This is a genomic window from Meridianimarinicoccus roseus (assembly GCF_003172915.1).
GTDB lineage: Bacteria > Pseudomonadota > Alphaproteobacteria > Rhodobacterales > Rhodobacteraceae > Meridianimarinicoccus > Meridianimarinicoccus roseus.
Map to the genome: position 1 here is coordinate 13,011 of NZ_QGKU01000002.1, position 13,958 is coordinate 26,968.

Sequence of the window (13,958 nt, forward strand, 5' to 3'; positions counted from 1 at the left end):
GTTTGCTCTCGCTTTGCAAATCGGTAGGGTCGCGGCACTCTGTCCGTCCGGCTGCCGTTGCATCGGATGCACCATAGAACTGGGAGGTTACTTATGGATCGTCGCTCATTCCTGAAGAATTCCGCGCTTGGCGGTGGGGCCGCCGCGGCCACGACGCTGGCGGCGCCCGCGATTGCGCAGGGCACGCGCACTCTGTCGATGGTCACGACCTGGCCGCGCGGCTTGGCGGGCGTCTGGGACTCGGTGGAACGCTTCGCGCAGAACGTGAACGACATCTCGGGCGGCACGCTCGTGGTGGAGCCGAAGGGCGCGGGTGAGCTTGTCGGCGCACTGGAATCCTTTGATGCCGTGACCGCCGGGCAGGCTGACATCTATCACGGTGCGGACTACTACTGGACCGGCCAGCACCCGGCCTGGGCGTTCTTCACAGCGGTGCCCTTCGGCATGACCGCGCCGGAACTCATGACATGGTACTACGGTCAGGGCGGCATGGCCAAGCACCACGAACTGGGCGAGATCTTCGGTGTGCGGCCGTTCATCGCCGGGCAGACCGCGGCGCAGGGTGGTGGCTGGTTCCGCCGCGAAATGAAGACGCCCGAGGATTTTCAGGGCCTCAAGTTCCGCATGCCGGGTCTTGGCGGCCAGGTGCTGACAGAAATGGGATCATCGGTTCAGGTTCTTCCGGGCGGCGAGATCTACCAAGCCCTGTCTACCGGCGCGCTGGACGGCACCGAGTGGATCGGTCCGTGGTCCGACGAACGGCTTGGTCTGCAGGAGGTCTGCGACTTCTACTACCCGGCCGGGTTCCACGAGCCGGGCGCGGCGCTGTCTGTCGGGGTCAACCTCGACGTGTTCAACAGCCTCACCCCGACCCAGCAGCGCGCGATCGAGGTGTCGGCCGGAGAGGCGCACCAGCACAACTACGCGCTGTTCATCGCCAACAACGGCCCGGCGCTGCAGCGGCTGATGGACGGAGGCGTCAAGACCTATCAGTTCTCGAACGAGATCTGGGACGCGTTTGGCGCTGCATCGCAGACGGTTCTGGGCAGCTTCATGGATGACGAGATCTTTGCCGACGTACACGACCACGTGATGGCGGCGATGGCATCTTCGTCGAACTGGATGTCCCAGTCCGACAGCGCCTACACCGCACAGCGCAACCGCGTTCTGGCCAGCCTCTGACGCGATCCGGCCCGCTCCGTTCCGCGCAAGGCGCGGTGCGGGCCACCCTGACCATCGGAGGACGCGATGCTTGACGGTTTCCTCTGGCTTGTCATCAACACGGTGATGGGCCTTTACAACACCGCCTATGCACTGACTCATCCCGCTTCTTGGCTCAATTGGTCGGACTCTCAAGCGATCATGCGCTTTGCCTATTATGGCGGGTCGGTCGAACTGTTCTTCGCGGTCTTCGCGCTGGTGCTGGTGCTGACCGGCGCCGGGCTGGCCTACCGGCCCTTGCTATGGGGCTTCGTGCGCGGAGCGGAAGCCTTCGGTAACTCCGTCGGGCGGTTGTTCGCCTGGGCGGGTCTTCTGATGGTGCTTCAGCAAACGCTGATCGTATTCCTTCAGCGCATCTTCCTTGTCTCGGAAATCTCGGTCGGCCCGTTCGGCAGCGTATTCACCAAGTCGCTCAGCTGGTACTCAGAGGAACTCAAGCTTTACAACGCGATGATCGTCGCACTGTGTTGCGCCTACACCTTCATCCAAGGCGGGCACGTGCGGGTCGATCTGGTCTACGGGTCGGTTTCGCGCCGCACCAAGAAGATCATCGACATGGCCGGGTGCCTGTTGTTCATGGTGCCGGTGCTGGTCGTGACATGGATGTATGCCTGGTTCTTCCTGTGGCGGCACCTTATCACGCCGAAGATTTCGGCCTCCGATACGATCGATGCGCTGCTGCGCAAGGCGCGCGTGCTGAAATGGAACGTGGAAACCTACAGCTTCTCGCCCAACGGCTTCAACGGCTACTTCCTGTTCAAGATGCTGATCGTCGCCTTCGTGGCGATGATGCTGATCCAGGCGCTGGCCTTCTTCTATCGAAATCTGCTGGAACTGCTCGAAGGTGAGGAAGCCGACGGGCGGTACCACGATGCCGACGTACTTGGCGACGAGATCGCCGAGCGCACGGCTGACATCCACTAGGGCGGGGAACGCGGTATGTTATTCGGTCTGGACGGGGTCGAGGTCGGCCTGATCATCGTGTTTCTGTGCCTGTTCGGCGGGATCATGACGGGCTTCCCGGTCGCTTTCGCAATCGGCGGCGCGGGTATCCTCAGCTTCGGGATCATCGCGGCGCTGGACAGCGCAGGCCTTCTGATCCATCAGGCGGTGGACACCGGGTCGGACGCGTATCGCGCGCTTGTCGCGGACGGGGTGAACCCGTCGGTCATCTCGCAATTCCGTTTCCCGGACCTGCCAAGGGTCGAAACCCCGGTCTTTCCGGGGGGCTGGGAAATGGCGATGGACCGCAACCTGTCCTTTATCGTGAACCGGATGAACGAACGGGTTTTCGCGGGCCAGAGCATCGAGACGCTGCTTGCCGTTCTGATGTTCGTGATGATGGGCATCACGCTCGAACGCTCGCGCATCGCGAACGACCTGCTGACCACCATGGCGCGTGTGTTCGGCCCGCTGCCGGGAGGGCTTGCAGTATCTGTCGTCGCAGTCGGCGCGTTCCTTGCCGCCTCGACAGGCATCGTCGGAGCGACGGTCGTCACGATGGGGCTGCTGTCGCTGCCCACGATGCTGCGCGCCGGGTATTCGCCGCAACTGGCCACCGGGGTCATCGCGGCATCCGGCACGCTCGGCCAGATCATCCCGCCCTCCATCGTTATCGTTCTGCTGGGCACGTTGGCCGGTGATCTTTATTCCGCGGCGCAGGAACAGCGGGCGCAGTCGCTGGGCTGTTCGGACGCGCTGACCTATCTGGGCGAGCCCGCGGTTGTGTCGGTCGGCACGCTGTTTCAGGCCGCGATCCTGCCGGGCGTGCTGCTGGCCGTTCTTTATGCCGTCTATGCGCTTGCCTTCGCGCTGTACGATCCGCGCCACGCGCCGTCCGTCGTGTCCGAGGACGATGCCGCAAGCGGCACGCCGCGCACCCGCGAGGAAACGCTGACATGGTTCGCCGCGGTGCCCGCCGCGCTGATCGGTGGCGCGATCCTGCTGGGGCAGGCGGGGATCATCGGCTCGCAAAGCCTGATCGTGGATAGTTTCACGGATGCATCCGAGGGCGCGTCGCTAAGGACCAACGTATCCGAACAGTGTCAGGCTGCTATGATCGACCTGCACGGGCAGGACGCATGGGATACCGCTGTGGCCGAACAGCAGGCCATCGCCGACGCGGGCGGGCAAACCGAAAGCGTGGCGCGCACGCCCGAGGAAATAGCTGACCTGCGTGCCGAACTGATCGCGACCGCGCCGCCGCTAAGTCCGCAGCTTGTCACGCTCTACCTGATCCTCGCGCTGGCGATGACCACTGCGCGCGGGATCGACCCGACCGCCGAGGCCCGTCCGCTGCTGATAGGGCTGGGCGGAGTGGCGCTCGCCTTCGCGGTGGACTGGCTTCTGATCGGACCGCAGATGACCGAGGGTGCGGCCTTCATGCTGCTGCTTATCCCCACGCTTGTCGTGCTTTACGGCGCGCGCACCGCGGTGCAGCGGCTGGCCGCGAACGAATTGCTGCGCGTGGTCTTTCCGCCGCTGATCCTGATCGTGGCAGTGCTCGGCTCGATCCTAGGTGGTATCACCAACCCCACGCCGGCGGCGGCGCTTGGGGCGGCGGGTGCGATCATGCTTGCCGCCTACCGCAAGCTGAGCGACGAGCAGAAATCCGGCAAGCTGATCATCCAGGCGTCCTTCGCGCTGGTGGTGATGATCCTTGTCGGCGTGAACTTCGATCTGCGGATGAGCCGGGCGGAGGTGGCGTTCGAGGAGTATCTGGCCTTCGCCGTGGCGCAGGTGACCTATCACTTCGCGATCTTCGGCATCCTCTACAGTTGCTGGGTGCTGCTGCGCGGCGGTGTTCTGGGCCCGGTCGTGCGCGAGACAGCCAAGGTCACGTCGATGGTCTTTACAATCCTGATCGGCAGCCAGGTGCTTAACCTCGTCGTGATCTCTTTCGGGGGCGAGCATTACATCCAGCAGTTCCTGCGCAGCTTCGACAACGAGATGGTGGTCTTCCTGATCGTCATGCTGGTGCTGTTCATCTTGGGCTTCGTGCTTGATTTCCTTGAGATCATCTACATCGTCGTGCCCATCGTGGGGCCGGTGATCTATGGCGGCACGATGGACCCGAAATGGGTGACCATCATGATCGCGGTGAACCTTCAGACCAGTTTCCTGACGCCGCCCTTCGGCTTTGCGCTGTTCTATCTTCGAGGGGTCGCCCCGCCGGAGGTCACGACGAAGCACATCTACCAGGGGGTGCTGCCCTTCGTGCTCATCCAGGTGGCCGGGCTGCTGCTGCTGTGGACCTTCCCGGGCGTGGTAACCATTGTGCCAGACCTTTTGGGCGGCTGAAACAAAGCGCCGGAGGCGTGTCGGAAAAATGCAGGCGTCCGGTAGGAGTTGCGCGGTCCCACGGCCGCGCCCTATCGGGGCTTCGGTTCGCGCAAGCTGCACAGGGCAAAAGTCTCGGGCGGATGCGCCGCGAGGATTGATGTGAAGTTACCGGATGTCGTGCGGTTGGGCTGGCCCCGCCCGGAGGGTCGGGACGGTGCGGATCAGCTTCGGCCGGTCATCGTGTCGGGCAGGTTGATCCGGGCGACCTGTTCGGCGATCGGGTCCACCGAAAGCGGATGCGTTTCGGTGTCGTGATCCTCGGGATTGCCAATATCCTGCCACGCTCCGCCCTTGTAGATCTCAAGCGCGGAAAAGCCGGCCTTGTAGCCCATCTTTGGACTGCCGGGCACCCAGTAGCCGAGATAGACATAGGGCAGTCCCGCCTCGCGCGCGAGCGTCACATGGTCGAGGATCACATGCGTGCCGAGGCTGCGCCGCGCCGCGCCGGGATCATAGAAGGAATATACAAGGCTCAGCCCGTCATCGAGCATGTCGGTCAGGCACACCGCCGCAAGATCGCCCCGCGCCATGCCGGGCGCGCGCGCGTGATCGTATTCGATGACCCGTGACTTTACCGGTGTTTCTTCCACCATTGCGGCGAATTCGAAGATGTCCATGTCGGCCATCCCGCCCTCGGCATGGCGGCTGTCAAGATACCGGCGGAACAGCGCGAACTGTTCCTCGGTCGCCCAGGGTGAATTGACCTTTCGGGTCAGGTCGGCGTTGCGGTTCAGGGTGCGGCGCTGTCCCCGGCTGGGCACGAAGTCCGCAACCCGGATACGCGCTGACATGCAAGCCGTGCAATCGGCGCAGGATGGCCGGTAAAGCACGTTCTGCGAGCGCCGGAAGCCCTGCTTTGAAAGCGAATCGTTGAGCGTTTCGGCGAAATCGCCTTGCAGGGCGGTGAACAACTTCCGTTCCATCCTGCCCGCGAGATACGGGCAAGGCTGCGGCGCAGTCACGTAGAACTGCGGTGCAATCGGAAGTGTATGACGCATTTCTGCCCTCTGACTCGCCCCGAAACTAGCAACGGCGCCGGGGCGCGCCAAGCCCCGCATGCGTCATCTTTTCGTCACAAGCTTAAAAGATCATCTCCGAACGGCGGCTTGGTTCAGGGCCGCTGTCCCGAGAAGGTGATCGTGCAGGCCCTGGCCACGGCTGCCGGTCATCATCAGGATGATCGAGATCGCCTGAAGCACGAATATCGTCATCATGACCATGTAGGCGCCGGTGTGCAGCAGAGCCATGCCGAGGTCGAACCGCGCGCCGTTCAACTGGCGCAGTTCCACCGCCATGAGGCGCATTCCGGGCGTGGCCGACCAGCGCGTCAGCGACACGGTGCGATAGACCAGCCCCACCAGGAGGTAGAGTCCGGCAAGGAAAAACAGCCCGATGAAGGCCGTGAGCGGGATTGCCAGAAGCGTAATGAGGGTGATCAGGACCGTGTCCACCAGCCATGCGACGAACCGCTTGATCGTGGTGTCGGCATAGAATTCGGGATGGAAGTCGGGGTCGGGCAGGGCGTCTGCGGCATCCGTGTGGGTCATGGGACTCTCGTGTCAGAAGTAGCCGCGGCCTGCAATCAGGCCGCGGCGGCAGAGTTGGGTCAGGCGTCCTGCGGGGCGGAGGAACCGGCGCCGCGGGAACGGTCTTCCATGAACTGGTCGAATTCGGCCTTGTCCTTTGCGTCGCGCAGGCGCTTCAGGAATTCCTGGAAGCTGTCCTGTTCCTCTTCGAGGCGGCGCAGCGTGTCGGCCTTGTAAGCATCGAACGCGCTGTTGCCGGAGGACTTGAAGGTGTGCGTGGCGTGACGGGCGCGGTGGCCGCAGCTTTTGAACATGCGTTTACTCCAGATCATGTAGGCCAGCAGGGCAAGGCCGACGGGCCAGAAGAAGATGAAACCAAGGACCATGGCCGCGATCCAGGCGCCTTTTCCGCGCTGATCGAGCCAGGTTTCGGCGGCCGAGGGCCAGGTAGCGACAGTGCTCATCGGTGTCTCCGTGTTCAGAGGGTTGCTATGTGAATGCCTTTCACATCACCGAGATCGGGATGAAGGCCCGACGGTTCAAGGGGTGATGTGAAATGATTTTACATTTTTTGTATGACGGCGGCCGAAGACGCGTTCGGCATCGCAGGCGGGCGTTGACCGCCCCGCGCGCGGTGCCCATTGTGCGCCCATGTCATTTTCAAGCCGCATCACCCGCTGTCCCATACCGCATGACCCTGACCGGGCCGCCGACGCGCTTGCGCCACTGGGCTGGGCGCACGGGGAGGCGCGCGCGCTGCTGGAGGGCACGGCTGGGTGCAGCCCCTACCTTGCCGGGCTGATGGCGCGGCAGGCGGACTGGCTGGAGGGTGCTCTCGAGGACGACCCCGGTGCCGCGATCGATGCCGTGATCGACGCGCTGGAGCCCGGTGCGGAGGCCGATGTCGGCCCGGCGCTGCGGCTGGCCAAGCAGCGGATCGCGTTGCTGGCCGGGCTGGCCGATCTGGGCGGTGTCTGGGGCCTCGACGACGTGACCGGCGCGCTGACGCGGCTGGCCGACCGCGCCACCGATGTCGCCATAAAGACAGCGCTGATCCGCGACCTGGAGCGAGGCAAGTTGCCGGGTCAATCCGATGCGGACCTGCCGGATGCTGCCGGGCTCGTGGTTCTGGCGATGGGCAAGATGGGCGCGGGGGAGTTGAACTATTCCTCGGATATCGACCTGATCTGTCTGTTCGACGACACCCGGTTCGACGCCGCTGATCTGCCGGTCGCGCGGATGATCTTCGTCAAGGCGGTGCGCCGCGCGATGGCGCTGCTTTCGGACATGACCGGCGCGGGTTACGTGTTTCGCACCGACCTGCGGCTGCGGCCGGACCCTTCGGCGACGCCGGTCGCCGTGTCCTTCGCAGCCGCCGAGCGGTATTACGAGGGGCTGGGCCGCACCTGGGAACGGCAGGCCTTTATCAAGGCGCGTCCTGCGGCGGGCGACATCGTGGCGGGCAAGCGCTTCCTGCAGGAGATCCGGCCGTTCATCTGGCGCCGCCATCTGGATTTCACCACCGTCCAGGACGCGCACGACATTCGCCAGAAGATCCGCGCGCATAAGGGCCAGCCCGGTGCGGGGCTGGATGGGCGCAACCTGAAGCTGTGCCCCGGCGGTATCCGCGAGATCGAGTTCTTCGCGCAGATCCGCCAGTTGATTGCGGGCGGTCGGGAGCCGAAACTTCGGGTGCGCGGCACGCGCAAGGCGTTGTCGAGACTGGTGGAACTTGGCTGGGTCGCACCGGGCGAAGCGGCGGCGCTGGATGCCGATTACGTCCGCCTGCGCGAGTTGGAGCACCGGGTGCAGATGGTGCAGGACGCGCAGACCCACCACCTGCCGCGCAGCGCGGACGACTGGCAGCGGCTGGCCGATTTCACCGGCAGCGGCGATGTGCGCGCCCTGCGGGCCGAGATCACCACGCTGCTGGCGCGGGTTCACGACAGCACAGAGGATTTCTTCGCGCCCGCCGCGCCGGACGCGCCGCCGCCGATGAGCGAGACGGCCGAGCGGCTTGTCGAGGAATGGCAGAAATACCCCGCGCTGCGGTCCAAGCGCGCGCGCGGGCTGTTCGAACGCATCCTTCCACGGCTGCTCAAGGGGTTCGACAGGGCCGCGCGCCCGGACGAGGCGATCCTGCAGTTCGACGGATTTCTCAAGGGCTTGCCTGCCGGAGTTCAGGTGTTTTCCCTGTTTGAGGCCAACCCGCAGCTGATTGACCTGATGGTTGACATATCGTCCACTGCGCCGGCGCTGGCACGCTACCTGTCCGAGCATCCGGGGGTGCTGGACGCAGTGATCGGCGGCGCCTTCTTCGAAGGCTGGCCGGGCCTTGATGCGCTGAGCGGTGACCTGGTCGAACGGCTTGCCAACCCGGAGCTGGATTTCGAACGGCAGCTCGACACCGCGCGCTACTGGATGAAGGACTGGCATTTTCGCGTCGGCGTGCACCATCTGCGCGGCCTGATCGGCCCGCAGGAGGCAGCGTCGGAGTATTCCGATCTGGCACAGGCCAGCGTTTCGGGCATCTGGGAGGCGACCTGCGCGGAATTCGCCACCAAGCACGGCGCGCTGCCGGGGCGTGGTGCGGTGGTGCTGGGTATGGGCAGCCTCGGCGCGCGGTCGCTGAGCGCCGGGTCCGACCTTGATCTGATTGTGATCTACGACGCCGATCCGGATGCCGAATCGACCGGGCGCAAGCCGCTGCCCGCCCGGACCTACTATGCGCGGCTGACCAAGGCGCTGATCACCGCGCTGTCAGCCAAGACGGCGGCGGGCTCGCTTTACGAGGTGGACATGCGGCTGCGCCCGTCGGGGCGGCAGGGTCCGGCCGCGGCGGGCTGGTCGGCGTTTCGCAACTACCAGCGCGGTGAGGCCTGGACCTGGGAACACCTGGCGCTGACCCGTGCGCGCGTGGTCGCAGGCGCGTCCTCGCTGGCCGAGGACGTGGAGGCCTTCCGGCTGGAGATCCTGGCCGAGGCGCGTGCGCCGTCAGTGCTGTGCCGCGATCTGGCCGACATGCGCGCGCGGTTGGCCGGTGCCAAGCCCCGCGCCGACGCGTGGGACGTGTCGAACGGCCCCGGCGGGCTTCAGGATATCGAACTTTTCGCCCAGCTTCTGGCGCTGGCGGTCGGCGCCCCGGTGCGGCAGGTGCCGGACCAGTTGGCGCTGGACAGCGCGCTGGTGGATGCGGGAGCGCGAAAGGCGCTGGCCGCAGCGCATGACCTGCTGACGCGGGTCAAGTCGGTGGCGCGGCTGCTGACGGATCAGCCGCTTGATCCGGCGAAGCTGGGGCATGGCGGGCGGGCGATGCTGCTGCGCGATACCGGCCAGCCGGATCTTGAAACTTTGGAAGAGTCGATCAAGCGGGCCTGCACGCGCGCGGCCGATGTCATCGATGTAGCGCTGGCGGCGGCCCGCGATCCGAAGGAAGGGCGCAGCGGGCAGGACGATGCAGGGTCCGGCCCCACGACAGAAGGGGCTGGGCATGGCGGCACGTGATCCGATCGACCCGAAGGGTGTGATCGCGGAAAGCTACCGGATCGAGGGGATCGATCCGTCGCAATGCCGGTCGATCTTTCTTGACTGGGCCCTCAGCACGGATAGCGGGCCGGACGGGCCGGCGCCGTTGATCGCGGCGCTCCTTGCGCGCCACGCACCCGCGCATCCCGACCATCCGATGACGGCGGTGCTGCGCGAGGGGCAGGCCCGCCCGGCGCGCACAGGGCGCCGGGGCGGCCGGTCTGGCCGCACGGGCTGAGCGCTGTCAGGCGACCATCAGCGACGCCGCTTCGGCCGACAGCCTCGTGATGCCGTCCCAGTCGCCCGCGCCGACCATGTGCTTCGGCGCGACCCAGGACCCGCCCACGCAAACGGTGTTCGGCAGGCTCAGATAGGTGGCGGCATTGGCGAGAGAGACGCCACCGGTGGGGCAGAAGGTGATCTGCGGCAGCGGCGCGGCAAGCGATTTCAGCGCGGGCGCGCCTCCGATCGACTCAGCCGGGAAGAACTTCTGGAAGCTGTAGCCGCGTTCCAGCAGGGCCATCGCCTCGGTTGCCGTGGCGGCGCCGGGCAGCATCGGAAGGTCGATCGCCTCGCACGCGTCAAGAAGCCGGTCGGAACTGCCGGGCGAAACACCGAAGGTCGCGCCCGCGTCCTGCGCGCGGCGCGCGTCGTCCGGCGTGAGCAAAGTGCCTGCGCCGACGATCGCGCCGGGCACGTCCGACATGGCGCGGATCGCATCAAGCGCCTGCGGTGTGCGCAGGGTGATTTCCAGCGCATAAAGCCCGCCGGCCACCAGGGCCTGCGCGAGATCGCGGGCGCTGCCCGCGTCCTCGACCACCAGAACGGGGATGACGGGGGCCTTGCGGGCCACGCCGATAAGGCGTTCGCTTGCGGTTTCGGGGGTCATGACTGTCTGGTCCTCGTAGGGCGGTAGTTACGCGATTTCAGGGTCTTCGCAGGGAACCACGACACTGGCCCCGGCGCTGGCCGGGCCGACGACATCGCGGAAGGCTGAAAACAACTCGCGGCCCAGCCCGAAGGCGTTGCCGGTCAGGTCGGGTTGCGCGGCGGGCCGGTCGTCCACGCCGTCGGCCAGAACTTCAAGCACGCCGGCGACGGCATCAACGCGGATCAGGTCGCCATCGCGGATCTTGGCCAGCGTGCCGCCCTCGGTCGCCTCTGGCGCGACATGGATGCAGGCCGGCACCTTGCCGGACGCGCCCGACATCCGCCCGTCGGTCACCAGCGCCACCTTCAGCCCGCGATCCTGCAGCACGGCGAGGGTCGGGGTCAGGCTGTGAAGTTCCGGCATCCCGTTGGCGCGCGGTCCCTGGAAACGCACGACGACCACAGTATCCGTGGTGAATTCCCCGGCCTTGAACGCGGTCTTGACCGCCTCCTGGTCGTGGAATACCCGGGCCGGGGCCTCGATCACATGACGTTCGGGGGCGACCGCGGACACCTTCATCACGCCGCGTCCGAGATTGCCCGACAGCTGCTTGAGCCCGCCCGACTGCTGGAACGGGTCAGCGGCGGGGCGCAGGATCTTGTCGTTCAGCGTCGTCTTGGGGCCGGGCACCCAGTCCAGCCCGGTATCGGTGAGCTTGGGATCGCGGGTGTAAAGATCGAGCCCGTCGCCCGCGACCGTCTTGGCATCGGGATGCAGCAGTCCTCTGTCCAGAAGCTGCGCGATCATGAACCCGAGCCCGCCCGCGGCGTGGAAATGGTTCACGTCGGCCAGCCCGTTGGGATAGACCTTGGCCAGAAGCGGGGTCGCTTCGGAGATATCCTCGAAATCCTTGAGGTCCAGCAGGACACCGGCGGCGCGCGCCATGGCGGGCAGGTGGATCACGAGGTTCGTGGAGCCGCCGGTCGCCATCAGGCCAACGAGACCGTTCACGAAGGCGCGTTCATCGAGGATCTCGCAAACCGGGCGGTAGTCGTTGCCGAGCGCGGTGATCGACAACGCGCGCTGCGTGGCCGCGACGGTCAGCGCGTCGCGCAGCGGCGTGTTGGGGTTCACGAAGGAGGCACCGGGCAGGTGCAGGCCCATGAACTCCATCAGCATCTGGTTGGTGTTCGCGGTGCCGTAGAAGGTACAGGTGCCCGGCCCGTGATAGGACTCCATTTCCGCCTTCATAAGCTCGTCGCGGCCGACCTCCCCGGTGGCAAACTTCTGACGGACCTTGGCTTTTTCGTCGTTCGGCAGGCCGCTGGTCATCGGACCCGCGGGCATGAAAATCCCGGGGATATGCCCGAAGGTGGCGGCGGCGATGACGAGGCCGGGCACGATCTTGTCGCACACGCCAAGATAGGCGGCGGCATCGAAAGTGTTGTGGCTGAGCGATACGCCCGCGGCGAGCGCGATCACGTCGCGCGAGAACAGCGAAAGCTCCATGCCGGGCTGGCCCTGGGTAACCCCATCGCACATCGCCGGCACGCCGCCCGCGACCTGCGCGGTGCCGCCTGCGGCCTGCGCGGCGGCGCGGATCGCCTTCGGGAAATCCTCGAACGGCTGGTGTGCCGAAAGCATGTCGTTATAGGCGGTCACGATCCCCAGATTGGGTGAACGTCCCTCTGCAAGCGATTGTTTCTGGTCGCCCATTGCGGCGTAGGCATGGGCCTGGTTGCCACAGCTCAGATGCGCGCGGGCGGGGCCGTTCTCGCCCGCCTGGCGCATCCGGGCAAGGTAGTCTGCGCGGGTCTTTTGGCTGCGTTCGCGGATACGGTCGGTGACTCTGTCGATCGTGGCGTCGAGTGTCATGTCGTCCCTTTCTGCGGTCAGACGTTGGATGCGCGCACCATAGGATGTTAGCGGTATCACTTCTACCGCAAAACGACGCCTGCGGCAAAGTCGGGCCGGGTTCCGCCGATCGGGCGGCGCAATCGGCCTGTCGGAATCGCGCAGGAGTCCTGTAGAAGTCCCCTAGGAGTCCTGCCGAGCCCCGCGCCACACTGCGCGGCACCGGCGGCAGTTCGGGAAAGGGAGGGCGCCGTGCGCGTTCTGATCGATGCCTGCGTGCTGTTTCCGACCGTGCCGCGCGCGCTGTTGTTGGGCAGCGCCGGGGCCGGTCTGATCGTGCCTTTGTGGTCGACCCGCATTCTGGAGGAGTGGCGCCGCGCGGTGCTGCGCGCTCATCCCGAACAGGGCGGGCAGGCCAGCGCCGAGATCGCCAGCGCCCGTGCCGCCTTTCCGGACGCCGAGATCGCGGTACCGGACGGGATGGAGGACGCGCTGTCGTTGCCGGATGCAAATGACCGTCATGTGTTGGCCGCCGCGCTGGCGGGACGGGCGGAGCTTCTGGTCACGCGCAACCTGCGCGACTTTCCGCCTCGCACGCTCGCGCGGCACGGCGTGCAGCCCCGCGCGCCGGACAGCCTGCTGCTGGAACTGCTGGGCGCGCATCCCGGTGTGGTCGCGCATCTGGCTGCGCCTGTGCTGGAGGGCATGGGCCGCGCAAGCGGGCTGGGACCGCGCGAGATCCTGAAGCGATCCGGCCTGCCCCGTTTCGGCAAGGCGCTGGAGGCCGCCCGCGGGGGCTGAGCCGCCGCGCGCCGCTTTGCATCCAGTGCAATGCGGCACTGCAGCATCGTGCATTGTTAGCGGCACCATTACGGCCCATCTTCCTGTCATCGGACAGTGAAAGACCAAAGGAGGCCAATATGACGGCAATCATCACGCAGATCCGCACGGCCGCACGCAAGCGCGCCGAATACAATCGTACCCTGGCAGAGCTGCAATCCATGCCGCTCGGCACGATGATCGACTTCGACCTTGGGCCGAACGATCTGCCCAAACTGGCTCATACCGCCGTCTACGGGCAATGACCCCGGACAGCACAGGCCCTGCGCCGCAGAATGTCTGAAGGGCGCCCGCCAAGCGGAGCGCCCTTTTTCGTGCCGGCAGTTCAGGCGGTTTCAAGGCGAAATTTCAGGAACGGCACCCCCTCGTAATCGACCGATGCGATCTGCCGCGCACCGATCCGGGTGAGCGCGGCCAGTTTCCGTCGCGAGGGCGGCAACAGGAATGTCACGAACGGGATCCGGTCGTCGGCACGGGCGAAGGCGAGAGCCTTGCGCGTGATGCGCGCGCCTAGGCCGAAGTCGCCAGGCCGCAGCACAAGCCCGAAATCCCATTCGCCCCTTTCCTTCTGGAAACCGCCCCAGCCGACATAGCGGCCATCGGCGAGGAACGCCCAGTGGCCAAGCCCGTCGCGCGCCCAGCACGCTTCCTTGGTGGCGACGAACGCGGCCGCGTCCTGTGGGCCCCATGCGCGCGGCACAAGCAGCGGCATGTGCAGCGCAAGCCGGGGATCGGACATGTGGGCCGCGATCTCGGCCGGGGCGATCCTGGGCAGGCGG

At 66.1% G+C, this 13,958-nt stretch carries 13 protein-coding genes; 7 read left to right on the plus strand and 6 right to left on the minus strand.

From position 1 onward, the window contains the following. Window positions 1–93 precede the first annotated feature (93 nt). From DKT77_RS00105 to DKT77_RS00115, 3 genes are all read left to right on the plus strand, one after another. A complete protein-coding gene (locus DKT77_RS00105; protein WP_109809706.1) occupies window positions 94–1,182 on the plus strand; it encodes a TRAP transporter substrate-binding protein in 1,089 nt (362 codons plus the stop codon). 66 nt (window positions 1,183–1,248) lie between these two features. Further along, window positions 1,249–2,145, plus strand: a complete 897-nt coding sequence (locus DKT77_RS00110) for a TRAP transporter small permease subunit (RefSeq protein ID WP_109809707.1) — start codon at window positions 1,249–1,251, stop codon at window positions 2,143–2,145. A gap of 15 nt (window positions 2,146–2,160) precedes the next feature. Continuing rightward, window positions 2,161–4,521 carry a TRAP transporter large permease gene (locus tag DKT77_RS00115; RefSeq protein ID WP_109809708.1) on the plus strand — a complete coding sequence of 787 codons (2,361 nt, stop codon included), beginning with the start codon at window positions 2,161–2,163 and terminating at the stop codon, window positions 4,519–4,521. A gap of 203 nt (window positions 4,522–4,724) precedes the next feature. Here the strand turns inward: DKT77_RS00115 and DKT77_RS00120 are convergent, their stop codons facing one another. The 3 genes from DKT77_RS00120 to DKT77_RS00130 form a co-directional block, all read right to left on the minus strand. After that, window positions 4,725–5,561, minus strand: coding sequence for an arginyltransferase (locus DKT77_RS00120; RefSeq protein ID WP_109809709.1), 837 nt, complete (start codon window positions 5,559–5,561; stop codon window positions 4,725–4,727). A 90-nt stretch (window positions 5,562–5,651) separates the two neighbouring features. Beyond that, window positions 5,652–6,110, minus strand: coding sequence for an RDD family protein (locus DKT77_RS00125; RefSeq protein ID WP_109809710.1), 459 nt, complete (start codon window positions 6,108–6,110; stop codon window positions 5,652–5,654). 59 nt (window positions 6,111–6,169) lie between these two features. Next, a complete protein-coding gene (locus tag DKT77_RS00130; RefSeq protein WP_109809711.1) occupies window positions 6,170–6,553 on the minus strand; it encodes a DUF2852 domain-containing protein in 384 nt (127 codons plus the stop codon). A gap of 187 nt (window positions 6,554–6,740) precedes the next feature. Between DKT77_RS00130 and DKT77_RS00135 the strand changes: the two genes are divergently transcribed. After that, complete coding sequence (locus tag DKT77_RS00135; protein ID WP_109809712.1) at window positions 6,741–9,593, plus strand: [protein-PII] uridylyltransferase family protein; 2,853 nt, start codon at window positions 6,741–6,743, stop codon at window positions 9,591–9,593. Continuing rightward, window positions 9,580–9,852: a hypothetical protein gene (locus DKT77_RS00140; protein ID WP_109809713.1), complete on the plus strand. Its 273-nt coding sequence runs from the start codon at window positions 9,580–9,582 to the stop codon at window positions 9,850–9,852. The genes DKT77_RS00135 and DKT77_RS00140 overlap by 14 nt, the downstream gene beginning before the upstream one ends. 6 nt (window positions 9,853–9,858) lie before the next feature. Here DKT77_RS00140 and eda read toward each other — a convergent pair whose 3' ends face one another. Both eda and edd read right to left on the minus strand, forming a co-directional pair. Beyond that, on the minus strand, window positions 9,859–10,503 hold the full coding sequence (gene eda, locus DKT77_RS00145) for a bifunctional 4-hydroxy-2-oxoglutarate aldolase/2-dehydro-3-deoxy-phosphogluconate aldolase (RefSeq protein ID WP_109809714.1): 645 nt from the start codon (window positions 10,501–10,503) through the stop codon (window positions 9,859–9,861). 27 nt (window positions 10,504–10,530) lie between these two features. Further along, window positions 10,531–12,360, minus strand: coding sequence for a phosphogluconate dehydratase (gene edd, locus DKT77_RS00150; protein ID WP_109809715.1), 1,830 nt, complete (start codon window positions 12,358–12,360; stop codon window positions 10,531–10,533). Between the two features lie 231 nt (window positions 12,361–12,591). Between edd and DKT77_RS00155 the strand changes: the two genes are divergently transcribed. Then, a complete protein-coding gene (locus DKT77_RS00155; protein ID WP_109809716.1) occupies window positions 12,592–13,140 on the plus strand; it encodes an RSP_2648 family PIN domain-containing protein in 549 nt (182 codons plus the stop codon). A 119-nt stretch (window positions 13,141–13,259) separates the two neighbouring features. Then, a complete protein-coding gene (locus DKT77_RS20780) occupies window positions 13,260–13,424 on the plus strand; it encodes a hypothetical protein (protein WP_238547578.1) in 165 nt (54 codons plus the stop codon). Between the two features lie 80 nt (window positions 13,425–13,504). Here the strand turns inward: DKT77_RS20780 and DKT77_RS00160 are convergent, their stop codons facing one another. Further along, window positions 13,505–13,918 carry a hypothetical protein gene (locus DKT77_RS00160; RefSeq protein ID WP_420798281.1) on the minus strand — a complete coding sequence of 138 codons (414 nt, stop codon included), beginning with the start codon at window positions 13,916–13,918 and terminating at the stop codon, window positions 13,505–13,507. Window positions 13,919–13,958 lie beyond the last annotated feature (40 nt).